Genomic DNA, 23,361 nt, shown 5'->3' with positions numbered 1-23,361 from the left:
AATAATGATCAATCATTCTATGGCTATGGTCACTTTTGTAACCTTTCCATTTTTAAAAACAATCAGTAATTGTTCTTTCTTCGATTTAATAAAACTTGGCTCGTTACCTAACTTATAGAGAAAAGAATTGGAGTCTTTTGATATCATCGAATTAGGTTTCCCTAAAAGGAAAAGAACCTCATCTTCAGTTTTACCCATGAGTAACTGTGACTCAATGATATCATCTACCATTTTATATCGACTTGAAGGGCTAGACCTCCAAAGGTCTTTATCAAAACGCTCTTCAAATAAATAAATTAATGACGTACTTATTGCAAAGGCTACAAAAAAGAATAATCCTATTTTATCTTTTCTTTTTAGCCTAGATAATACATACATTTATCCAACAATATTTACAATTTTACCAGGAACAATAATGACTTTCTTTGGTTCTCGCCCTTGTAACTGTGCAATGGTTTTTTCATGAGACATGACTGCTGTTTCAATATCGTCCTTAGACATATCTAAAGGCAACTCTAAAGTAAATCGCATTTTCCCATTAAAAGAAATTGGATAATTCTTTGAGCTTTCGACTAAATAGCTTTCATCAAAAACAGGAAAAGAAACATTTGAAATCCCTTCATAATCTTCTGGTAATTCAGCTACACTAACCAACATATTAAATTGAATACAAGCATATAAATGCTCTGCGATATGAGGTGCGTAAGGCGACAATAAAACTAATAACGGTTCTAATACCTTTCTGCTCGTGCATTTTTGAGCAGTCAATTCATTAACCGCAATCATAAACGTAGAGACCGATGTATTAAATGAGAAATTCTCAATATCATCTTCAACCTTTTTAATGGTTTTATGCAAGGTTTTTAGGTTGTCTTTTGTCGGCTCGGCATCATTAACTAACAATCCTTTATCGCCTACATACAATTTCCATAATTTTTTAAGAAAACCATGCACGCCAGTAATCCCAGCAGTATTCCATGGTTTTGCCTGTTCTAAAGGTCCCAAAAACATTTCATACATTCGTAAACTATCTGCACCATACTGCTCACAAATGCTATCTGGATTGACGACGTTGTATTTAGACTTAGACATTTTTTCGACTTCGCGACCGACTTTAAATGTTCCATCATCTTCAAAAACAAATTCGGCATCTTTGAACTCTGGTCGCCAGTTTTTAAAGGCTACTATATCTAATTCATCTGATGCATTTACAAATGAAACATCTGCATGGATAGGTTGTACTTTTTTCCCTTTTATTAGTCCTTTTGATAAAAAAGTATTTTCTCCTTCAACTCTATAAACAAAAGCACTCGTCCCCAAAATCATCCCTTGGTTAATCAGCTTTTTAAACGGCTCTTCCACATTCACGATGCCGCGATCTTTCATAAATTTTACCCAAAAACGTGAGTACAATAAATGGCCTGTCGCATGTTCACTTCCACCAATATATAAATCGACATTCTCCCAATAATTAATCGCATCTTGCGACGCAAAAAATTGAGCTCGCTTTTCGTATTCCATATATCTAAAGAAATACCACGAACTTCCTGCCCAACCAGGCATGGTATTCAACTCTAAAGGAAACACAGTGTCATGGTCTATTTGGTCATTACTAACCACTTGATTTGTCTTTGTATCCCAAGCCCATATATCTGCACGACCTAAAGGTGGCTCGCCTGATTCTGTTGGTAAGTATTTTTCAACTTCAGGTAAACGCACTGGCAAATGATTTTTGCTAATCATTTGTGGCATACCATTGACATAATATACTGGAAATGGTTCTCCCCAATACCGTTGCCTACTAAATACGGCATCACGCAATCTGTAATTGATTTTACCTTCGCCTTGTCCTAATTGTTCAAGTTCATAAATAGCACGTTTTGTTGCTTTTTTATAGTCCATTCCGTTAAGAAAGTCACTATTGGCAATAATAGTAGCATCTTTATCTGAGAAGGCTTCTTCACTAATATCTACACCTTCAAATATATTTGGAATTTCAATATTAAAATGTTTAGCAAAATCATAATCACGTTGATCGCCACAAGGTACAGACATAACAGCGCCTGTTCCGTAGCCAGCCAACACATAATCACCAATCCAAATAGGAATTGGTTGTTTTGTAAAAGGATGTTCTGCATAAGCCCCTGTAAATACACCAGAAATGGTTTTTACATCTGCCATTCTATCACGTTCACTCCGTTTTGCAGTCGCTTCAACATAAGCCTCGACAGCTTCCTTTTGCTCTGCAGTTGTGATTTGAGATACCAGTTCATGTTCTGGTGCTAAAGTCATAAAACTCACTCCAAAAATAGTATCTGGGCGTGTTGTAAAGACTTCAATAACAGCATCATGATTATTGACGTTGAAAGTCACTGAAGCGCCTTCAGATTTCCCTATCCAATTACGTTGTGTTTCCTTAAGTGATTCTGCACAATCTATAGTGTCTAAACCTTGTAATAAACGTTCAGCAAATGCAGAAATACGCATAGACCATTGTGTCATTTTTTTTCGTACAACTGGATGGCCACCACGTTCTGAAACTCCATTTACAATTTCATCATTAGCCAATACAGTACCTAAAGCGGGACACCAATTGACTTCGGTTTCTGCGAGATATGTTAATCTATAATTGAGTAAAATTTCTTGTTGTTTTTCAGAAGCATAAGAATTCCATTCTTCACCAGTAAACACTGGCACATCGAATCCGCACGCTTCATTAACGCCTTCATTACCTTCCTCTTTAAACAAATCAACGAGTTCTGAAATTGGAAATGCTTTTTGATGCGCTTTACAATACCAAGATTCAAAGAGTTGAATAAAAATCCATTGTGTCCATTTATAATAATTAGGATCTGAAGTGCGGACTTCACGAGACCAGTCAAAAGAAAAGCCAATACGATCTAATTGACGTCTATAGGTTTTTATATTCTCTTCTGTAGTTAAAGCAGGATGCTGACCAGTTTGTATGGCATACTGCTCGGCAGGCAATCCGAAACTATCATAACCTTGAGGATGCAAGACATTGAAGCCCTTATGACGTTTATAACGTGCATAAATATCACTAGCGATATACCCTAAAGGATGTCCGACATGCAATCCTGCTCCACTAGGATAAGGGAACATGTCTAACACATAGTACTTTGGTTTTTCCGATTTATTATCAGCTTTAAACGTCTGTTTTTCAGCCCAATATTTTTGCCAATTGGCTTCAATTTCGTTAAAATGGTAATTCATTTTGTGTCTTGTAATAAAAGTGCGAATTTACGGTTTATTACTAAGACTGTAAAAAGAAGCGTAATCAAAATATAGGCTGTAGCAATTTTCCTGAATACAAGACCCAAAACATAGATAAAATCGCAGAGATATTCATGGCGATTCCGAATAATTTCATTTGATGAAGAGTGTAAGGTTTTTCTTTGAAAATAATAAAGACATCTAAGATTAACCACATTGAAAATAAAGTTAGAAAGCCCGCTAACACATAATCTTGAAACCAAAAGCTTAAAACATAGATTTCAAGAATCAGTAAAAACAACATTAATAATTTAGTTTTTTTTCTTCCAATAATAGTTGCTGTTGTTTTTTTTCCTGATTGAAGATCTGGTTCTATATCCATAATTTCACCTGCAACATGTGCTTGAAAGGCAAATAAAGTTAGATAAAGAATAGTTTGCCATGGAAGCATCGATAAATCATTCAGTTGAATACTAAAAAACGCAGTAAACACATAACCAAATTGAATACAAATTTCAAAAGGTGGACGCTCTTTGATTCTAAATGGTTTAAAATTATAAATAACATTTACTAGAATCATGAAAAGTAATAATAGTAACATTTTGAAACCTGAGACATACGTAAAGTAAATAATGAAAGGTGTAATAATAAATAGAACTTTCCTCGGAATTGATGACAATTGTTTCTCTGAAGATTTTGCGCCAAAAAGGAAATTTCCTTTTCTTTTATTAATAGTATCAGACTTCATATCATTAAAATCATTCAGTCCATACACCAAATAGTTTAGAGGAAATGTGACAAATAGCAAACCAATCCAAAAATTAGTAGATTCCCAAAAATTGACTGACAAGCTAAAAGGAACTAAATAAATCCAAATAGTAGGAAACCATAAACCTGGTCGAGAAATCTTTAAATCGTGAAGCAAATAGATATAAATTATCAATTATTATAACATCAAATTTAAACTTATTATAACACTATTAAAAGTTTAAACGTTATAAACGTTGAGGAAACAATTTCTTTATTATTTTTACAACGTTAACAATCCATTTTATGAGCGCATCTTTTGAAAAATATCAAAAACGTAAATTAATTTCATCTTACTTTTCAGTTGTATTAAGTATTGCCTTGGTTTTATTTTTACTAGGTTTACTAGGCATGCTAGTGCTTAATGCTAAAAAAGTATCCGACCATTTTAAAGAACAGGTGGTTGTTACTATTTACTTAAAAGATTCGGCCAAAGAAGTGGAAATGAAACAACTTGAAAAAAGCTTGGCGTTAGCAGATTATGTAAAATCTACAGAATACGTTTCAAAAGAACAAGCGGCTTCATCGATGAAAGCTGAAAATGGTGAGGATTTCATGGAGTTTTTAGGTTATAATCCTTTATTAAATTCAATCGATGTACACTTAAAAGCCGATTATGTAACCTCTGCACATTTAGAAGAGATCTCAAAAGAAGCACTTAATAAAAACTTTGTGGACGAAGTACGATATGACAATGACTTGGTCACTTTAATGAATAATAATGTCAAAAAAATTAGTTTTTGGGTATTAATACTGAGTGCCATCTTTACTTTAATTGCTGTATTGTTAATTAATAGTTCTATACGATTAGCTGTCTATGCCAAACGCTTCACTATTAAAACCATGCAGATGGTTGGTGCTACCAAACGTTTTATACGCAAACCTTTTGTCTGGAAAAGTGTGCAGCTTGGTATTATTGGCGCTATTATTTCATTAATAGGAATGGCAATTGTACTCTTTTATTTAAATAAAACATTCCCAGAATTACAGCTACTTAACAACCCAGTTTTAATTGTTGCATTATTTGCTTTTGTCTTTATTTTGGGTATTGTAATCACTTGGATTTCAACTTTTTTCGCAACGCAACGCTTCTTAAATTTAAAGACAGACCAATTGTATTAGCAACAATAAACACCTAAAAGTTGACGTTAGTTTTTTTAATTAACTCATCCAACTTTATTATGAAAAAGCACCTTTCCTTTATAATGCTTCTTTTAGTATTCACTTCTTGTGTTATTGACAATCCAAAACCTGAAGAGTGTATTGTTCAGAATGTGACAATAACCAAAATCACTGAAGGCACTTCAAACGATATTGTATTTCATGATGATGGCTCTGATTTTTATTATATCAATCGTGGATTAGAACATGGATTAATTTTAGATTCTCTTAACGCAAAAGTTTTAAATAAAACCGTTACTTTGCACTTACCAAAAATGCTTGGAGGCATGGTGACATCAGAACACATTGCTCAAATAGCCATTGGTGACGAGATTATATTTACAGAATTCAACTAGATCATGGGAGAACAAAAACGAAAAGAAAACTCAAAAAGCGAATTTATTTTTGGAAAGAAAAATTATAAATTTATGTTTATTGGTCTAGCTTGTATTGCTCTTGGGTTTATACTCATGTCTGGTGGTGGTAGTGATGATCCAAATGTGTTTAATCCAGAAATTTTTAATTTCAGACGTATTCGTTTAGCGCCAACTTTAGTGCTTCTAGGGTTTGGGATTCAAATTTATGCCATTCTTTTAAATCCGAACAAAAAATAAAATTCTAAGCTTTTTTCGTTTATGGTACGTCTATTTTAATATTTTTGCCAGATGAACATAATAGACTCCATCATACTTGGTATTATTCAAGGACTTACAGAATTTCTTCCTGTATCTTCAAGTGGACATTTAGAATTAGGAAAAGCCATCCTTGGCGACCAATCGGTTCCTGAAGAAAGCCTTCTTTTTACTGTTGTTTTACATTTTGCAACCGCATTAAGTACCATCGTTGTTTTTAGAAAAGACATATGGCAACTCCTAAAGGGAGTATTAAAAATGAAATGGAATGAAGACCTCCAATTTGTTTCTAAAATTGCTTTATCAATGCTTCCTGCTGTAGTGGTTGGGTTGTTTTTTGAAGAACAACTAGAAGCTCTATTTGGCGGAAATATTATGCTAGTCGGCTGCATGTTATTAATCACTGCAGTACTTTTATTCTTAGCTGATAAAGCAAAGAATACTGACAAAAAAGTATCTTTTAAAAACGCCTTTATTATTGGTATTTCACAAGCTATTGCTATGCTTCCAGGTATTTCACGTTCTGGAGCAACTATCTCAACATCTGTTTTGTTAGGGAATGATAAAACCAAAGCGGCACGTTTTTCGTTTTTAATGGTGATTCCATTAATTTTTGGAAAAATCGCAAAAGATATCTTAAGTGGAGATTTAACTTATGATGCTCAAAATTTCACATCGCTTTCTATTGGGTTTGTAGCGGCTTTTATAGCTGGACTTTTTGCTTGTACTTGGATGATTTCTCTCGTTAAAAAGAGTAAACTTACTTATTTTGCCGTGTACTGTGTTATTGTAGGTTTAATCGCTATTGTTTTTTCAGTTTTAAATTAATATGTTAACCGAAGACGACTACAAATCTGGGCAAGTTTTATTAATAGATAAGCCACTACATTGGACGTCTTTTCAAGTGGTTAATAAAATGCGCTGGGAAATTAGGCAAGCGTTCAACATTAAAAAAATAAAGGTTGGTCACGCTGGGACTTTAGACCCTCTCGCAACAGGTTTACTGATTATTTGTACTGGAAAAATGACTAAGCAAATAGACACCTTTCAAGGACAGATAAAAGAATATACAGGAACCATAGTTTTAGGAAGCACCACACCTTCTTATGATTTAGAAACTGAAATAGACAACACTTTTCCTATACATCATATTAATAAAGATTTAGTTGAAGAGACCACGAAACAGTTTCTTGGAGAAATTGATCAGTTTCCTCCTATTTTTTCAGCCATCAAAAAAGAAGGCAAACGTTTATACGAATTTGCTCGTGCTGGAGAATCCGTAGAAATCAAATCACGAAAGATTACTATCGAAGCTTTTGAAATCACACGCTTTGAAGGGAATGAAGTTGATTTTAGAGTGGTTTGTAGTAAAGGCACATACATTCGTTCTTTAGCTCATGATTTTGGAAAAGCTTTAAATTCTGGCGCTCATCTTTCAGCATTAAGACGGACTAAAATAGGTGATTTTCATGTCGATAACGCACAAACTTTAGACGCTTTTATTCAGCAATTTAAGGCCTCAGCAAAAGATTAAAACATCTAACTTTGGGATTTTAACGTATCTTTTAGAGTAACACACTTGAAAAATTCGTTATAAACTAAATGGTATTCAATACTAAACATAAAGCTTTACTTATTACGTTCCTTATGGCAGGCACGCTAGTTTTAGCTGTGTTTAATCTTCATATTAAAAAACATCAAGATCGTATTGCCGAAACGTTTTATGAAATTGAACCTGAAACTGAAGAAGATCTTCTTGAAAAAGAACTAGAAAAACTAGCTCAGCAAGAACAAGTAAAAGCTGAAACCAATCAAGCCTTTAATGAGAATCAAAAAAGCAAAAGTTTTGCACAAGCCTATAGACGAATTGAACCACCAAAGGATTATGTAAGACCAGATTTAAGTCAATCTGAATATGGCATATCTTCATCAAATATAAAGGTTTCTACAGAAGACTTGAAGGTTGAAAAAGAAGAACGTAAATCATTTAGCAAGGTTAATGACGTACTTAACAAACAGCTAAAAGATGATTTAAACAATGAAAAAAGTACAGTCAGTTATTCTTTGACCAATAGAAAACATCGGTTTTTACCAACACCTATTTATTTATGTGAAACTGGCGGAAAAATAGTTATAAACATTACTGTAAACGGTTCTGGAAAAGTTATAGATAGCTATTATAACAATGCTTCAAATTCGGCTAACCAATGCCTTATAGAGCATGCTTTAGAATATGCCAAAAAAGCACGATTTAATTCAGACAACACCATTCAATCGCAAATTGGTTCAATAACTTTTTATTTTGAAGGAAAACCTTAAGCATTTAACATTGCTACCAAATCTTTAACTGCTGTTTGTCCTTTATCTTTATTGTACCAACGTTGTAAATCCTCTTTAAACTCTGGAGAAAGCTGACCGTGTTTTGCTTTGTAGTCATTAACTAATTGAGTGGCTTCGCTTGGCCTAGGACCATAAGCATTTAAAACCTCACCTGATTTGTTATCAATCATAATAAGTTTCGGAATGGCTTTTCCACCATGTGTTAAAAACATATCCATGAGTGCTTCATTTTCATCACGAAGTACCACCTTAAAATTAATCTTTGAGTTTAAATCTGCTAATTTTTCCATAACAGGCATCACATGCGCTGCGTCACCACACCAACTTTCAGTAAGCACTAACCATGTAACATTCTTATTGAATTTTTCAAGTTGGGCTTTAGCCTCTTGGTCAATTTTTAAGGTCTTTCCCCAACGCTTCATGCGTCTATTATTTAAAGCTGTATATTCTACTAAACTTTCTGTTTTTTCATTTCCTGTGGTTGAATTGTTTTCAACCAAATCTTTTACCAATGAGATGTAATCAGGATAAGACATACTCTTATCTAAACTATTTTGTATTATTTCTTTCATGTCCTTTATTTCTTCAAGCAAAAATACTTGTATATCTATTTTAATATTATGATTTTTATCATATCTATGTCTATATTTATAACAAAATCTTACAAAAGTGACAAACAAACATAAATGCGGTTGGTGTATTGGTGATGACTTATACGAAGCCTATCATGATGAAGAATGGGGCGTTCCTGTTTTTGATGACGCAAGCCTTTTTGAGTTTTTAATTTTAGAGACATTTCAAGCTGGTTTAAGTTGGATTACTATACTTAGGAAGCGTGAAAATTTCAGAAAAGCATTCGATAATTTCGATTATAAAAAAATTGCAAAATACGATCAGAAAAAAATTGACCAGCTGTTAAAGGATGCAGGTATTATTCGGAATAAATTAAAAGTGAAAGCTACTATTAGCAATGCTAAAGCTTTTATGGAAATTCAAAAGGAGTTTGGTTCATTTTCAAAATACATTTGGGGTTTTGTTGATGGGAAACCTATTAAGAATAAATTAAAGAATTATAAGGATGCTCCTGCTAATACACCACTTAGTGATGCTTTGAGTAAAGATTTAAAAAAACGAGGTTTTAAGTTTGTTGGTTCAACAGTTGTTTATGCGCATATGCAAGCTACAGGAATGGTAAACGATCATGAGCTTGGGTGTTTTAGATATAGTGAGGTTTAGGTGGAATTAAGATAATAACCTAACTCAAATACTTTAGAAAGTCTGCCCTAGAAATATCTTGAGCGCCTAATGTTTCTAGGTGATTTGTATAAACCTGACAATCTATAAGCTTATAATTTGTATTTTGAATGAAACTTATAAAACCCACCTTACTTGCATTACTAACTTTTGTGAACATACTTTCGCCACAAAACACACCATTATTTAAATCTACTCCATAAAGTCCTGCAACAAGTTCCTCATCTTGCCAAACCTCAACCGATTTAGCATAACCTAATTCGTGCAGTTTCACATAAGCATGTAGCATAGGTTCTGTAATCCATGTTCCTGATTGTCTGTTTCTTTTTACATGAGAACACGCCTCTATTACACTATAAAAATCTTGATTAACAGTGACTTTGAAACTAGAATTTTTAAGGATTTGTTTCATGCTTTTTGAAATTTTCAATTTTTCTGGAAACAACACAAAACGTGGATCTGGCGACCACCACAAAATAGGTTCTTCATCATTAAACCAAGGAAATATTCCTGAAGTATAAGCTAATAAAAGGCGCTCAACGCTTAAATCTCCTCCTATAGCGAGCAATCCTTCTTTTGTTGAATGAGTTACATTTGGAAATTCTATTTTAGTATTTAAATACTTCATTTACAATACAAAACCTTATGATTACTGACTTGTTTCTTTTGAAAACACAACTTTTTTTATGATATTTGGGACGACCTTTGTTCAATAAATTTTGTTCATCATTGCTTTTTTTGAATTATTTTATAAAGGTCAATCTAAAACCACATTACTAAAGCCTTGTTTTTTGACAGGGCTTTTTTTATTTACAATAATAATAATCCTAAAACATAAACCATTATTCCAACACACATTAAAATTAATGTGTATGGTAAGATTTCTTTAGCTTTAAGCTTAGTAATTCCTAATAATGGCAAAGCCCAGAAAGGCTGCAACATATTAGTAATTTGGTCTCCATAAGCTAGAGCCATGATAGCTTTAGGTAGCGAAACTCCTAGCTTTAAAGCAGATTCTATAACAATAGGACCTTGAATAGCCCATTGACCACCTCCACTTGGAACAAAAATATTAACCAATCCAGCGCTAAGGAAAGTAAAAATAGGCATAGTTGTCGTGGTTGCAATTGAAGTAAAAAAATCTGAAATCATTACAACCATTCCTGTACTTTTCATAATACCCATAATCCCAAAATAAAGTGGAAATTGAATTAAAATTCCCGATGTGCCTTTAATTGCTTCTTCAACAGCACGTATAAGATTACTAAAATTTTTGTGCAATACAATAGCAAATCCAAGCATAAAAAAATTGAGCATATTTGGAGTAATTTGAAGGTCTAAGAGGTGCTCCCAATATTGATAAAAAAAAGTCACTAATAAAATACACCCAAAACCAATACCTAAGATATTAGAAACATCAAGTTTTTCTGCGCCTTCTATTTTTTTAGTAGAATCTTCATCAAACAAATAATCGTCTAAATGAATTGTTTTGGGTTGTGTAGACTTCGCAATTCGAGACAATGTATAAGGTATGATAACGAGTATAATTCCGAAGAGTAATAAATTCCACCAACTAAAAATAGTGGCATCAAAATTAACACTATCAGGAAGTTGTGCTATAATATTTGGAGATGAAACACCTTCCATTAAACTCACTAAGTGATTACTTTCTGCGGCTTTAATTGGTGCAGATCCACTAATTCCTGAATGCCAAACCATAAATCCTGCATAACCTGATGCACCTACCAGAGGGTAATTGATTGCAATATTATTTCTTTGTGCATGCTCTCCTACTTTACGTGCTAAAATAGCTCCAAAAATAAGTCCAAGTCCCCAATTTAAAAACGCTGCTAACATTGTTGTAACACTAACTAAAATTACTGCATTTACAGAATTAGAAGCGTATTTTGATAATTTTGTGATGAGTGTATTTGCTGGACGGCTTAGAACCAAAACATGACCAAGCACCAAAATAAGCATCATTTGATAAGCAAATTCTAAAAGCGCAGTATTCCAAATGCCTTTTTCCCAATATGATAAAATACTTAAAAAATGATTTTCGTTATTCACAGGCTGAGTAAAGAAAAACGCCAGAGCTATTGTAAGTAATGTTAATAAAATCGCTATAGTAAATGGTGACGGCAAATAGCGTTTAAATAAAGTCTCAATGCTTTTAGTTATATTCATGGTAGGAAATTAAACTATTTTATTAAAAATAAAAAACCTCAATACTTTTCAATATTGAGGTGGTTTTAAATTTTTAACTATTATTTAGAATGGTAAATCATCATGATCGTCTTCATTCAAATTAGTTGCTGGTTCAAAAGCATCAGCTGGTGGTATTGGAGGCATATCTCCAGTTGGAGCATCAGATTGTAAGCTTTCAATTCTCCAGCCTTGTACAGAATTAAAGTATTTCGTTTCTCCTTGAGGATTTACCCATTCTCTACCACGCAAGTTAATACTAATCTTTACAGATTGCCCAACTTGATAGTTATTTAAAAGATCAGTCTTATCTTGAACAAATTCTACTAAAATATGTTGAGGATATTGTTCTTCAGTTGTTACCACTAGCTCTCTTTTTCTAAACCCATTACTTCCAAAAGTTTGAGTTTCTCCAATCATTTTTACTTTACCTTGTACTTCCATTATTATTTATTTGATTCAATTTTTATTGTTTTATTACGATAATAGCAATTTCCATGCACTATCTACATCGCCATAACTTAAATAGTTTTTGGCAATTTTGTGTTTTTCTCTATGTGTTTTACTTTTTATATCTGGATAGCGTTCACTAATTTCATTTACAAAAGCATCTATGTCTTGTTTAGAAGGCAAAGCTTCAACATTCCCTAACATCCCTAAATCGTTTCCTGTTAAAATCATACTATTCTTAATACTTTCAGGAAAATTATCAACGCCTATACCTAGAGTTGACAAGGGTTTAGGGATTTCAAAAAAGCCGTTTTTTGCACGACTATAATAGCTTCCTCCAGCTCTAGCAACTAAATCTAGTTGTTCTTGATTAATAGAATCGTCTTCGTTTAAAACCTCCTTAGAAATATGCAATTTTACAACTTCACATATCACTAAATTTCCCGCACCACCTTCTTGACCTAATTTAATAATTTCGTTAACCTTACATTCAAATTGTACTGGAGATTCTGCAACGCGAAACGGCTTTACAATATCTGATTCTAGCATGGTTAATCCAGCTTTATTAAACTCATTTACAGCTTCAGGATACTCAGTACTACTTAAAGACATTTGGTGCACAATATCATAACTCACTACATTTATTACGACTTCCTTGGTCTTCTCAACGTTTTGTAAGGTATGCTTTATGGTATTATTTCTTACACGACGTGCAGGAGAAAATATCATAATTGGAGGGTTGGCACTAAATACATTAAAGAAACTAAATGGTGATAAATTTGGATTCCCTTTTTCATCCATAGTACTAGCAAAAGCAATTGGTCTTGGTGCAACTGCACTTAATAAATAAGCATGCAATTTGCCAGTTGAAAGATCTTTAGGCTCGAAGGATATCATGTGTGCTTTAATTTTTACAAAACTATGCATTTTAATAAAGAACAAAAAACGATTTGAAAAAAGCTAATACAATATTATTAACAGATTTACATTATATTACAGGTTGTAAATGAGATCATATGGGTTTTTCAAAAAATAGAAATTTAATTCGTTGGATAATTGTCATCGCTTCTTTTGCTATAATCTCTCTTATCCTATGGAACACCTACGTTTTTGTTCAAAAATTTAAAGCTGAAGAACGTGTTAAAATGGAGAATTGGTCCTTTGCACAAAATGAATTATTAAAAGTAATAGATGAGAATCCAATTGAAGAAAACATCAATATAAACACCGATTTAATTTTTAAAATCCTTTCTAGTAACAAATCAACTCCTATACTTGTCATTAATAAAGATTCTTCTATTTACACTTATAGTAATATTGGTAAAGGCACAAAAGCAGATTCTATTTATGTCAAAAATAATTTAAACAAGTTAGTGAAGCAGTTTAGTGAAGAGAACACACCAATTAAAATAAAACAAATTAATCAAACCTTATATTATGGTAATTCACCTTTACTTAACAAGTTAAAATATTATCCTCTAGCCTTATTACTAATTATAATACTATTTGGAGCTGTTGTTTACTTTTTTTATCGAAGCTCTAAAACTGCTGCTGAAAACAAATTATGGTCCGGAATGGCTAAAGAAACTGCGCATCAAATTGGCACTCCATTATCATCTCTTATTGGTTGGGCAGAAATTCTAAAAACTGAAAACACCAATCCAGAATATATAAAAGAAATAGAAAAAGACATAAGCAGATTACAAACTATTACAGAACGTTTTAGTAAAATTGGTTCTCTTCCTATATTAGAGAAAACCGATATTGTTGCCGAAACATTAGCTTCATACGATTACCTTAAAACAAGGTCTTCTAAACTAATTGAATTTGAAATTATAATACCTGATCATAAAATATTTGTAAATTTAAACAAACAATTATACAGTTGGACTATAGAGAATTTAGTTAAGAATGCAATTGATGCAATGAAAGGGAAAGGTCAACTTAAAATTGAAATTATACCATTAGAAAACAATGTTAGTATTCAAGTATCAGATACTGGAAAAGGCTTGAATAAAAATCAATTTAAAGCTATTTTTGAACCTGGTTATACCACAAAAAAACGAGGTTGGGGCTTAGGTCTTTCTTTAGCAAAGCGTATCATTGAAGAATTTCATCATGGTAAAATAAAAGTTTTGAATTCTGAAATTGGTACTGGCACAACAATGGAGATTGCCCTTAAAAGTATTTAAAATAATAACTTATGGCAGAGAAACTCATTACCATAAAAGAAATTAAATTAAATAATAATTGTCCAGAATGTTATAACACTAATGGATTACAATTAACATTTAAACAAAAGTTTAAAGAAACAACACTGTACAAATCCATTACAGATGAAACTACCCAAGAAATAGAATGTAAAACGTGTAACACAATTATATATCCTGTTATGTGGACAGATGATATTGAGCGTGTTTTTGAATATCAACGAAAAGCCTTTACACCAAAAAAGTCGTCTATAAAGTTAAAAAAGAAAGCTTGGCTTCTTATCGCTCTTTTAGGAATATTAATAATTGCTGGAGTAGCTGTTGTGATTGGCTACAAATAAGATTGAATCGTTTTTGCTACCTCTTGAAACTCTTCTGTAGATAATTTCACTTTCTGAAGAAATCGTGCATCTTCCATAGAGTTTAACGGAATCAAATGCACATGAACATGAGGCACTTCTAATCCTATAACCGAAACACCTACACGCTTACATGGTACTGCCTTTTCTAGAGCTATAGCTACACGTCTAGAAAATTGCATTAGACCACTATAAGTCGCTTCATCTAAATCAAAAATCTTATCAACTTCCTTTTTGGGAATACACAAGGTGTGTCCTTTAGCATTAGGATTTACATCCAAAAACGCTAAAAAATCTTCAGTTTCTGCCACCTTATAACAAGGGATTTCACCTTGAACAATTTTTGTAAAAATAGAAGCCATTTATTATTTTCTATAGCTGTAAATATAAAAAGATTCCTGCGAACAAGAATCTTTTAACAAAATTATATCAACTCGTTTTATCTTGAAATTTCTATAATATCAAATTTCATCACACCATTTGGCACTTGAATCTCAGCAACCTCTCCTACAGATTTTCCTAATAAGCCCTTACCTATAGGTGAATTCACAGATATTTTACCTGCTGCTAAATCAGCTTCTCCATCTGCAACGAGAGTATATAGCATTTCCATGCCATTGGTTTGATTTTTAATTTTTACTTTAGAAAGTACTAGAATTTTAGAAGTGTCCATTTGCGACTCGTCTATTAAACGCGCTCCTGCTAGCTGATCTTCTAATTTAGAAATACGCATTTCTAACATGCCTTGAGCTTCTTTTGCGGCATCATATTCTGCATTCTCACTCAAATCGCCTTTATCTCTAGCTTCAGCAATCGCTTTTGAAGCATTTACACGCTCTACATCTTTAAGCTGCTTTAGCTCATCTCTAAGTTTTTTTAATCCTTCTGCGGTATAATAAGATACTTTACTCATAACTTCATCGTTAATATTAAACACTTATGCTTGTTGCATTTAGCATATAAACACAAAAAATCCCGCGATCACGAGATTGTGATACAAATATACAAAATATTTAACGCAATGCACTTTTTTTGTACCTTGCAACAGAAAAAAAATAGCCATGAAAAAATTGATTTTAATAGTATTTATAGGGTTTATAACACTGTCTTGCAGTAAAAATGATGATACATCTAGGACTAACGAATATTTACCTGAGCAAAATTTTGACACAGGCTCAACTATTAATACGAACTTCCCTCAATACAGCAGCCTACAATTTCCAGGAAATCATGAAGTAATTGAAGAATATGGACTTAACGGTATTGTTGTTTATTATTCAGGAAGCTCGTATTTGGCTTTTGAATTAAGCGACCCAAACCACGCTTTACAGACCTGCTCAAAACTTACAATCGAGGGTGTTATTGCCACCTGTGGTTGTTCAGATACTAATCAATACGATATTCTAACTGGGCAAGCTCAAGATGGTACTACTGGCCAATATACTTTAAAACCTTATTTTGTTGAAGTCAGTGGCACTATTATTAGAGTGTATAATAATTAGGGCAAATTTCTAGCTTAGCTAGAAACCAGGCTTTCACAAGTCGCTTTTTTGTAAACAAAAAGAGCTCCAACAAATGCTCAATCCTTTTCGCAAAAAAATAATTTGTAGAATATTTTCTATATGTCTAAAATTTAACTATATTTGAAAAGGGTTTTAAAATTAATAGCAGTGTTAGTTAATCAAAAAGCCATTCTTTAATAGAATGGCTTTTTATTGTTGTTAAAATGTTGAAGCAACTTAAAACTTTAACGTCGCACCTACTAAAAAATTTCGAGTGGCTTGAGGATAAAACCCTGCGCCTTCAATAGTTGTTGTCGTTCCTGGTACTGTCCAAGTGTCATCATAAGTATAATAGTATCCATTCGAAATGTATTCTTCATTAAAAATATTATTAACTAACGCAGAAATAGTAATAGATTTCACAAAAGCATTCGTCTCTATTTTGTAAGACATGTTAAAATCATTAATAAAATAACTGTCTAATTTTGAAGCGTCACTATCTGTATTTCCCATGAATTGTTCGCCAACATACTTACTTAAAAGCGACACTTGCAAATGGTCTAAAGGTTCAAAAACTAGAGCGTTTGAGGCAATAAGCTCAGGAGAAAAAGAAATATTGGTTTCACCTAAATCTGTTAGACTTCCATCTTGAAAGACGACAGTCTTTTTGTTTTTGTTAGAACTTAAAGTTATTGCTGGCTGAATAGTTAGCCATTTTAAAGGATTAATTACGGCTTCAACTTCTAACCCTAAACGGTAACTTTCACCATTATTAGTTCGTATTGGATTACCTACATTATCAATATTTCCTGTTAATACCAATTGCTCATTGTAATGCATATAGTATAAATTCGTGTTAATTATAAAGCGGTCAGACTGATGTCTAAATCCTAATTCAAAATCGTTAAGCTGCTCTGGTTTTACATTTTCATTGTTTTCAAAATCATCTCTATTTGGTTCTCTATTCGCACGAGCATAAGAGAAATAAAAATGATTTAAGTCATTCAATTTAAAGGTAATTCCAGCTTTCGGATTAAAAAAGCTGTAATTTTCATCTACTTTCAATTCATAACGATCTGACGTCAACCCTGTTGTTTTATAGTCAACTAAACGCCATTGTAAATCACCAAAAAGACTAATCTTTTCATTCAACTTAATTGTGGCTTTCGTAAACACGTTAAAATCCTTTTTATTTCCATTCCCATCGTAATAACGATCATTGATTTCACTATTACTGGCGTTTCTTGCCCAAATAATTTCACCAAAATGGTCTCCATCATGCACACTATAAGAACCACCAAAATCCATATTTAGCATATTCTTTTTAAAATTAACGTTAGCATTAACAACATAAAAATCACTATCTAGCCAACGTCTACGAATTAAATCTGTGGTATTAATGGTTTCACCTCCAATAACCACTTCTTCTAAATCATAATCTGCAAAATCTTCATCTTCTTTGTATTGCTCAAAGTAGCCTTGACCATGTGTATAATTTAGTCCTAAATTAGTTGACCAATTATTATTAATGCGTTCATTCCAATGTAACTGATAGTGGTCTTGTTTATAGTTATCTTCTTCATTTTCATGAAACCTAACAGTACCATCTTCATCTGTGTACATTCCTGCAGTATTAAAAGTTCTATCATCTTCTAAAAGATCTAAATCTTCTAAACCATTCCAAGATTGATACGTGACTTCATGTCCACTAAAAGTAATGGCTTTTATCAATCTATGCTCATCAACATAAGCGCCTTGTAAGAAAAATGATTTTAAATCAGACGTAGCTCTATCAATATAACCATCAGATTTTATTTGCGATAAACGCCCAGCAATTTCAAAATGATTATTTAGTTTTCCTGTACTAAATTTTAAGGTGTGTTTTCGAGTATTATAACTTCCAAAGGAATTAGAAAGTTCTCCATTAGCAGTTTCAGAAATGACATCAGTAAGTATATTAATACTTGCGCCAAAAGCACCTGAACCGTTAGTAGAAGTTCCAACTCCTCGCTGTAATTGAAGGCTTTCTACACTTGAAGCAAAGTCGCCTAAGTTTACCCAAAAAGTCCCTAAAGATTCAGCATCATTATAAGGAATTCCATTAATGGTAATGTTCGTAGATTGTGCATTAATACCACGAATACGAATGCCTGTGTAGCCTACTCCAGCTCCTGCATCTGAAGTGGTAACCACTGAAGGTAAGTAGTTTAATAAAACAGGAATGTCTTGTCCGAGATTACGTTTCTCAAGCTCTTCTTGACTCACATTAGAGTGCGTAATTGGCGATGTTGCGTTAACGCGAACCGATTTAACTAAAACTTCATCTAAAATTTCAATTTTAGTGGTGTCTTGTGATTTTTCTTGTGCTTTAGCACTGACTGATAACACTAAAAGTGTTAAAAAAAGAAATAGGTTTTTCATATCGATTAAATAAAATTATAATCGAATAAAAAGAGGTCATTATTCTTTTGTTAATAGTTGATTTTTATTTGAGCGCATAAAATCGTAAAATGTTTAACATCCATTTTAACGCTCGGTTCCTAAACAGCATTACCTGTTCTAGGTTCAATGGGTATGATCTCAGCCTTTTTAGCCAAAGCTAAAAAAGCACCCCTTTTTTGAGAACGATGCAAAGATAGTTGAGTTTTTTGATTTAATTAAATTCTTAATAGAATAATTAATCAACATCTGGTTTTTTACGATTGGCCTTCTTATCGGATTGAATACTCTTTCTTTTTAAACGTTTAGCAATAACAGCTTTAGGGATTTTTGTAGGCTTACGTTTTTTAGGAACAACCAAACCTTCTTTAATGATATTTAAAAACCGTTGAATGGCTAAAGCTTTATTTTTGTGTTGACTTCTACTTTCATCACATTGAATAATAAGCATGTTTTCTTTTGTTAATCTCGTTTTGAGTTTTTCAGCTAAGTGTTTTTTTTGCTCGTCGTTTAAAACTAATGAGGCATTAAGATTAAAAGTTAATTCTATTTTTGAAGACACTTTATTAACATGCTGCCCGCCACTACCAGAGCTTCTTATCGCCTTAAATTGAAGCTCCGTTATAAGGTGTTCTTCATCAAACATTATTCTTTAATTTGGTGTGGTGGTTTTAGTAAATCGGTTACTGTTTTTACAGGATTAAAAGTAATTAAAGGAACCTCAACGAAAATAGTATTCCAATACGCCATTGAGCCATTCCATAAACCAGGTAATTCTAAAGCTTTTAATTCTTTTCCTGTTTTGGTTTTCATGGTAATAAATGCTGTTTTATGATCGACATAATTTTGAAGATTAAACTTTTCACCTTTGTAATTTTTAATCCCACAAACTAAATCTACTGGATTAAAATGAGTCGCATTTTTTAAAATGCTTTTTTGGTTTTTATTTTTTTTATCAATTTGAGCTGATTCAATAATTTGCAATGACACATTTCCGCTTTCATCTTTCACCCAGAAAGGGCCACCACCAGGTTCACCTTCGTTTTTAACCATTCCGCAGACACGTATTGGGCGATTTAGTTTTTCTCTTAAATACTCAATTTGATAGTTTTTAGAGTATTTTTCAAATTCTTTACTAATCACCACATTCATCTGATTCGTTAAAAATTCTGCTATAGTTATCAGCTGATTTTCAGTAAGGTCATTCTTCTCTAACTGTTCTAAATAAGCAAAAGCCTGTTCTTGGACTTGAAGTAAAATCCCTCCAAGCATTTTCTTGTATTCGGCTACATCATTTTCATATTTAAAAACCACAATATTATCAATATTCTTAACAAAAATAAGATCAACATCTTGTGCGTTTAAATTATTTAATAACGCACCATGTCCTGAAGGTCTAAATAACAAACTGCCATCGTCTTCTCTAAAGGCTTCATTTTTTGGCGTAACAGCTATAGTATCTGTTGATTGACATTGGTATGAAAATGAAATATTAAATTTAGTTTTTGTTTTCTGTTCAACAATGTTTTGAATGCGTTCAAACTCTTCAGTAAATGTATTTTTGTGAGCTTCAGAAATCGTAAAATGCAAACTGGCTTCATTATTAGATGATGCGTATAAAGCAGCTTCAAATAAGTGTTCTTCAAACGCAGAAGAGACATGGTCTTTGTATTCGTGAAAAGGTAATAATCCTTTTGGAAAAAAGCCATAATTGAGTTTATCTTCATCTAACATGGTTTTAATAAACTCTAGTTTTTGTTCATTTTCTGAAAGCGAATCATAGTTATCGACAAGTGCTTTTGTTTTATTAAGTACATCGTTGTAAAACGGAAACTTTTCAATTCCAACTAAAAACAGTGACAATTCTGACACCTTATTTCTATTGATATAAGCATTTATACTTTCTTTAGAAATGTCATAATCTTTTAAAAACTGAAACAAAAATTTAAACATTCTTGTTGCTGCTCCAGATGCTGGCACAAATTTTAGAATAGAAATAGAGTGTCTTTTAGTTTCAAAGAAATCAATAGCCTTTTGCTTATTGGCCTCAGATTTTTTTATAATGCCATGATCTAAATTGGCTGCTTTCTTTAAATTAACAAATGGCACACCTGTTTCAAAAAGTGCGATTTGAGCGTTTACTTTTTCAACAGTTAACCCTTTATTTTCTATTTGTTGTATGTCTTTTGGTGTAAAATTCACAGTCTTTCTTTTAATAAATTATCGATATGCTTTATGGCCAACTCTAAGCGTGTGCTTTGATCTCCTTTTAACAAAACATATGGTCTATTATACTTTACTAATGCCTCTTGAAAAGCCTTAAACATATCTAAACGCTCATGAGGTTTATCTCTTAAATCATCTGCTTCCCAAGGCGTATCAATATACGTTAAAAAGTATAAATCATATTTATTTTCCAGAGCAAATTTTTCTATAACAGCATCGCAAACTCCAGAATAATAGACTTCAGAATACACTTTGGTTTCTAGCAAATCTGTATCGCAAACAAGTACAGAGTCTGTTTTCTTTGCTAATCTATTTTCATTTTTCATTTGACCAATAGCAATAGGCAACAAATCTTTTGGCTCACAAGTTAGGCGCTCATTATTCCACTTCTCTTGTAAATATTCACGAGCATATTCTGGAACCCAAATAGAATTGTAATGCCTAGCTAATTGTTTAGAAAGGGTTGTTTTTCCAGAAGATTCTGGTCCAAACAATACTACTTTTAAGCAGTTGCTAGGTTCTTGTTTAAGCTTTTTTTCCATGCATTATATCCTTGAATTGCTAGAATTGTAAATATTAAATATTGTAATGAAAGCATTCCTAACCCTCTATAAGCATATAAAGGAATAGTAATGATGTTGGCAAAAATCCAAAGCGTCCAATTTTCTAATTTTTTATTCGCCATAAACCACATGGCTGTAAAGAAAACTCCAGAGGTGAAAATATCTATATAATTAGGGATTTGAATATCATAATTATTGACTTTATATACTAAATAAGTAATAATTAATGTGGCAACAAAAAACACAACGCCAATGATCTTTTCTTTTAAATTTGTTCTAGAAATAGGGACTATATATTTTTCATCTTTTTTCCTAGACCAATTCCACCAGCCATAAATACTCATCACAGAATAATAAAAATTCATCATCATATCTCCAAAATACTCATTTATGTATAATAAATAAACTGTAATTACAGTGCATATAATTCCTATTGGATAAACTAAAATATTTTCCTTTTTAGCAAACCATACACTCGCAATACCAAAAATAAAAGCAACAGCTTCTAATAGCACTAAATAGGCTGATGTTCCTTGATAAGCTTCAATGAAAAAATCTATAATCGACTTCAATGTGTTTCTTTTTTTAACTCATTAAAAAAGGCTTTGTCCTCTTCAAAAGCAGTTCCTATAACAACTAAATCTGCTCCAGATTGGTAAGCCTTGTCTAATTGTTCCTTTGTTCGAATTCCACCACCTACAATAAGCGGAATACTCAAGGTCGCTTTTGTTCTTTTAATAATTTCAGTAGATACAGGAAGTATTGCTCCACTACCAGCTTCTAAATACATCAATTTTAGTCCTAATAATTCCCCTGCTTTTGCAGTATCTATAATCTGTTTTGGGTTTGTGTAAGACATAGGCTGTGTTCCTGTTACTTTCTGAACAGCAGTTTCTTTTCCATTTTCAACAAGGATATAACCTGTTGGAATAACCTCTAAATTCGTGGCTCTTAATTTAGAAACCGAAGCCACATGCTTTCCTATTAAGTAGTCTGCATTTCGACCAGATATTAACGACAAAAATAATATCGCATGAGCATACGCTGTTATTTGAGACACATCGCCTGGAAAGATCACTACGGGTAATTCTGTAAGCGCTTTAATTTCAACAACTAATCTTTCAGTGGCTTTATCCTTAACTGTACTTCCTCCAACAAAAATATGCGTTGCAATCGAAGCGTTCAACTTTTGCATAAAATCAGGTAAGCTTTCAAGCTTCATTTTGTCTGGATCGATTAACACAGCCAAAAGCTTTTGCTTTTCTTTAACCGAATTTAATATGTCGTTAAGAATATTCATTATGACGGTAAAGCATAAGCACAAGTAAACCCTTCAAATTCAAAAAATGTAGTATCAAACCGATATTTTTTGTCTTGATAATCTATCCACGCATGTGTTGAGGCCTCTTCTAGTGTAAACGGAATGACTAAGGTATTTTGTAAAAAACTCAATCCAGGCGTAGCAAATAATTTATATAATGATTCTTTTATACACCAAATTACAATAAGCTTATTAATATATTTATCATCTGACTGATCTAAATATTGATATTCATAATCCATAAACTTGTGTGCGATTACACCTATTTTTTCACGTTGCTTTTCAATGTCAATTCCAACAATACCATCACTTACTACAACGCCCGAAAAAGTAAAAGAATGTGTTATTGAAATATGTTTTCCGTCTTTTAAATGTGGTTTCCCATATTCATCATAAAACAAATCGTCATCTGTATAGCCAAACTCTAATAATAAATGACGAACACTTAAAAATCCGCGCTGATGCAGCTCGCTTTTCATTCCTAAAACACGCTTCATGTTTTCTGGTTTTAAACTAATAGGCTCTAACAAATCATCATAAGTCTCTGTAATCTTCCAGATTTTAACAGTAGTTTGTGAATTTGGCGTAAGGGTTTTATATAGAGGCATTTAATATTCTGAAAGTTATTGATTATCTTTGCACGACCTAAGGCCGATTA

General features: G+C 32.5%; 27 protein-coding genes. 10 read left to right on the top strand and 17 right to left on the bottom strand.

All coding sequences use genetic code 11. From position 1 onward, the window contains the following. Positions 1 to 12: 12 nt before the first annotated feature. The 3 genes from ACFS5M_RS04065 to ACFS5M_RS04055 all read right to left on the bottom strand — a co-directional run bounded on the left by ACFS5M_RS04065 (position 13) and on the right by ACFS5M_RS04055 (position 4,159). Entirely contained in the window at positions 13 to 378 is a 366-nt protein-coding gene (locus tag ACFS5M_RS04065; protein WP_183486076.1) for a hypothetical protein, read from the bottom strand. Further along, entirely contained in the window at positions 379 to 3,234 is a 2,856-nt protein-coding gene (gene leuS / locus ACFS5M_RS04060) for a leucine--tRNA ligase (RefSeq protein WP_183486074.1), read from the bottom strand. Positions 3,235 to 3,298: 64 nt separating this feature from the next. Further along, positions 3,299 to 4,159 carry a UbiA family prenyltransferase gene (locus tag ACFS5M_RS04055; RefSeq protein WP_183486072.1) on the bottom strand — a complete coding sequence of 287 codons (861 nt, stop codon included), beginning with the start codon at positions 4,157 to 4,159 and terminating at the stop codon, positions 3,299 to 3,301. Between the two features lie 128 nt (positions 4,160 to 4,287). On the opposite strand from ACFS5M_RS04055, the gene ACFS5M_RS04050 reads away from it, so the two are divergent. From ACFS5M_RS04050 to ACFS5M_RS04025, 6 genes are all read left to right on the top strand, one after another. After that, entirely contained in the window at positions 4,288 to 5,163 is an 876-nt protein-coding gene (locus ACFS5M_RS04050; RefSeq protein WP_183486070.1) for a cell division protein FtsX, read from the top strand. A gap of 59 nt (positions 5,164 to 5,222) precedes the next feature. Then, the gene (locus tag ACFS5M_RS04045) at positions 5,223 to 5,558 is read left to right on the top strand and encodes a hypothetical protein (protein ID WP_183486068.1); all 336 of its coding nucleotides are present in this window, start codon (positions 5,223 to 5,225) and stop codon (positions 5,556 to 5,558) included. Between the two features lie 3 nt (positions 5,559 to 5,561). Beyond that, entirely contained in the window at positions 5,562 to 5,816 is a 255-nt protein-coding gene (locus ACFS5M_RS04040) for a DUF3098 domain-containing protein (RefSeq protein ID WP_183486066.1), read from the top strand. A 51-nt stretch (positions 5,817 to 5,867) separates the two neighbouring features. Then, entirely contained in the window at positions 5,868 to 6,662 is a 795-nt protein-coding gene (locus tag ACFS5M_RS04035) for an undecaprenyl-diphosphate phosphatase (protein WP_183486064.1), read from the top strand. A gap of 1 nt (position 6,663) precedes the next feature. Next, complete coding sequence (gene truB, locus ACFS5M_RS04030; protein ID WP_183486062.1) at positions 6,664 to 7,368, top strand: tRNA pseudouridine(55) synthase TruB; 705 nt, start codon at positions 6,664 to 6,666, stop codon at positions 7,366 to 7,368. A gap of 113 nt (positions 7,369 to 7,481) precedes the next feature. Then, entirely contained in the window at positions 7,482 to 8,153 is a 672-nt protein-coding gene (locus ACFS5M_RS04025) for a hypothetical protein (protein ID WP_221267547.1), read from the top strand. Here the strand turns inward: ACFS5M_RS04025 and ACFS5M_RS04020 are convergent. Next, positions 8,150 to 8,746, bottom strand: coding sequence for a thioredoxin family protein (locus ACFS5M_RS04020; RefSeq protein ID WP_183486060.1), 597 nt, complete (start codon positions 8,744 to 8,746; stop codon positions 8,150 to 8,152). The genes ACFS5M_RS04025 and ACFS5M_RS04020 overlap by 4 nt on opposite strands. Positions 8,747 to 8,843: 97 nt before the next feature. Between ACFS5M_RS04020 and ACFS5M_RS04015 the strand changes: the two genes are divergently transcribed. Continuing rightward, on the top strand, positions 8,844 to 9,410 hold the full coding sequence (locus tag ACFS5M_RS04015) for a DNA-3-methyladenine glycosylase I (RefSeq protein WP_183486058.1): 567 nt from the start codon (positions 8,844 to 8,846) through the stop codon (positions 9,408 to 9,410). Positions 9,411 to 9,429: 19 nt separating this feature from the next. On the opposite strand, the gene aat is transcribed toward ACFS5M_RS04015, so the two are convergent. The 4 genes from aat to ACFS5M_RS03995 form a co-directional block, all read right to left on the bottom strand. Continuing rightward, positions 9,430 to 10,056 carry a leucyl/phenylalanyl-tRNA--protein transferase gene (aat, locus tag ACFS5M_RS04010; RefSeq protein ID WP_183486056.1) on the bottom strand — a complete coding sequence of 209 codons (627 nt, stop codon included), beginning with the start codon at positions 10,054 to 10,056 and terminating at the stop codon, positions 9,430 to 9,432. Between the two features lie 182 nt (positions 10,057 to 10,238). Then, positions 10,239 to 11,615, bottom strand: coding sequence for a short-chain fatty acid transporter (locus ACFS5M_RS04005; RefSeq protein ID WP_183486054.1), 1,377 nt, complete (start codon positions 11,613 to 11,615; stop codon positions 10,239 to 10,241). 84 nt (positions 11,616 to 11,699) lie between these two features. Continuing rightward, positions 11,700 to 12,077 (bottom strand): DUF3127 domain-containing protein, encoded by a 378-nt coding sequence (locus ACFS5M_RS04000; RefSeq protein ID WP_183486052.1) that lies wholly within the window; start codon positions 12,075 to 12,077, stop codon positions 11,700 to 11,702. A 33-nt stretch (positions 12,078 to 12,110) separates the two neighbouring features. Continuing rightward, a complete protein-coding gene (locus ACFS5M_RS03995) occupies positions 12,111 to 12,980 on the bottom strand; it encodes a flavin reductase family protein (RefSeq protein WP_183486050.1) in 870 nt (289 codons plus the stop codon). Positions 12,981 to 13,099: 119 nt separating this feature from the next. Here ACFS5M_RS03995 and ACFS5M_RS03990 point away from each other — a divergent pair, with 119 nt between their 5' ends. Both ACFS5M_RS03990 and ACFS5M_RS03985 read left to right on the top strand, forming a co-directional pair. Then, positions 13,100 to 14,275 carry a sensor histidine kinase gene (locus ACFS5M_RS03990; RefSeq protein WP_183486049.1) on the top strand — a complete coding sequence of 392 codons (1,176 nt, stop codon included), beginning with the start codon at positions 13,100 to 13,102 and terminating at the stop codon, positions 14,273 to 14,275. Between the two features lie 11 nt (positions 14,276 to 14,286). Continuing rightward, positions 14,287 to 14,634 (top strand): hypothetical protein, encoded by a 348-nt coding sequence (locus ACFS5M_RS03985; protein WP_183486046.1) that lies wholly within the window; start codon positions 14,287 to 14,289, stop codon positions 14,632 to 14,634. Here the strand turns inward: ACFS5M_RS03985 and ACFS5M_RS03980 are convergent. Next, positions 14,625 to 15,014, bottom strand: coding sequence for an HIT family protein (locus tag ACFS5M_RS03980; RefSeq protein ID WP_183486044.1), 390 nt, complete (start codon positions 15,012 to 15,014; stop codon positions 14,625 to 14,627). The genes ACFS5M_RS03985 and ACFS5M_RS03980 overlap by 10 nt on opposite strands. A gap of 77 nt (positions 15,015 to 15,091) precedes the next feature. Then, positions 15,092 to 15,565: a transcription elongation factor GreA gene (gene greA, locus ACFS5M_RS03975; protein ID WP_183486042.1), complete on the bottom strand. Its 474-nt coding sequence runs from the start codon at positions 15,563 to 15,565 to the stop codon at positions 15,092 to 15,094. 148 nt (positions 15,566 to 15,713) lie between these two features. Here greA and ACFS5M_RS03970 point away from each other — a divergent pair, with 148 nt between their 5' ends. Next, positions 15,714 to 16,154: a hypothetical protein gene (locus ACFS5M_RS03970; protein ID WP_183486040.1), complete on the top strand. Its 441-nt coding sequence runs from the start codon at positions 15,714 to 15,716 to the stop codon at positions 16,152 to 16,154. A gap of 237 nt (positions 16,155 to 16,391) precedes the next feature. Here ACFS5M_RS03970 and ACFS5M_RS03965 read toward each other — a convergent pair whose 3' ends face one another. The 7 genes from ACFS5M_RS03965 to ACFS5M_RS03935 all read right to left on the bottom strand — a co-directional run bounded on the left by ACFS5M_RS03965 (position 16,392) and on the right by ACFS5M_RS03935 (position 23,311). Continuing rightward, positions 16,392 to 18,575, bottom strand: a complete 2,184-nt coding sequence (locus ACFS5M_RS03965; protein WP_183486038.1) for a TonB-dependent receptor — start codon at positions 18,573 to 18,575, stop codon at positions 16,392 to 16,394. A gap of 256 nt (positions 18,576 to 18,831) precedes the next feature. Then, complete coding sequence (arfB, locus tag ACFS5M_RS03960) at positions 18,832 to 19,239, bottom strand: alternative ribosome rescue aminoacyl-tRNA hydrolase ArfB (protein WP_183486036.1); 408 nt, start codon at positions 19,237 to 19,239, stop codon at positions 18,832 to 18,834. After that, complete coding sequence (locus ACFS5M_RS03955) at positions 19,239 to 20,795, bottom strand: DUF4301 family protein (protein ID WP_183486034.1); 1,557 nt, start codon at positions 20,793 to 20,795, stop codon at positions 19,239 to 19,241. Before ACFS5M_RS03955 ends, arfB begins: the two co-directional genes overlap by 1 nt. Beyond that, positions 20,792 to 21,361 (bottom strand): AAA family ATPase, encoded by a 570-nt coding sequence (locus ACFS5M_RS03950; RefSeq protein WP_183486032.1) that lies wholly within the window; start codon positions 21,359 to 21,361, stop codon positions 20,792 to 20,794. Before ACFS5M_RS03950 ends, ACFS5M_RS03955 begins: the two co-directional genes overlap by 4 nt. Further along, on the bottom strand, positions 21,322 to 21,954 hold the full coding sequence (gene pnuC, locus ACFS5M_RS03945; RefSeq protein WP_221267546.1) for a nicotinamide riboside transporter PnuC: 633 nt from the start codon (positions 21,952 to 21,954) through the stop codon (positions 21,322 to 21,324). The genes ACFS5M_RS03950 and pnuC overlap by 40 nt, the downstream gene beginning before the upstream one ends. Further along, positions 21,951 to 22,682, bottom strand: a complete 732-nt coding sequence (locus ACFS5M_RS03940) for a geranylgeranylglyceryl/heptaprenylglyceryl phosphate synthase (RefSeq protein WP_183486030.1) — start codon at positions 22,680 to 22,682, stop codon at positions 21,951 to 21,953. The genes pnuC and ACFS5M_RS03940 overlap by 4 nt, the downstream gene beginning before the upstream one ends. Continuing rightward, the gene (locus tag ACFS5M_RS03935) at positions 22,682 to 23,311 is read right to left on the bottom strand and encodes a 4'-phosphopantetheinyl transferase family protein (RefSeq protein WP_183486028.1); all 630 of its coding nucleotides are present in this window, start codon (positions 23,309 to 23,311) and stop codon (positions 22,682 to 22,684) included. The genes ACFS5M_RS03940 and ACFS5M_RS03935 overlap by 1 nt, the downstream gene beginning before the upstream one ends. Between the last annotated feature and the right edge of the window lie 50 nt (positions 23,312 to 23,361).

This window comes from Lacinutrix iliipiscaria (assembly GCF_042686125.1).
Classification (GTDB): Bacteria; Bacteroidota; Bacteroidia; order Flavobacteriales; family Flavobacteriaceae; genus Oceanihabitans; species Oceanihabitans iliipiscarium.
Note: the sequence above shows the minus strand (reverse complement) of the source record. Positions and strands in the feature narration are given on the sequence as shown.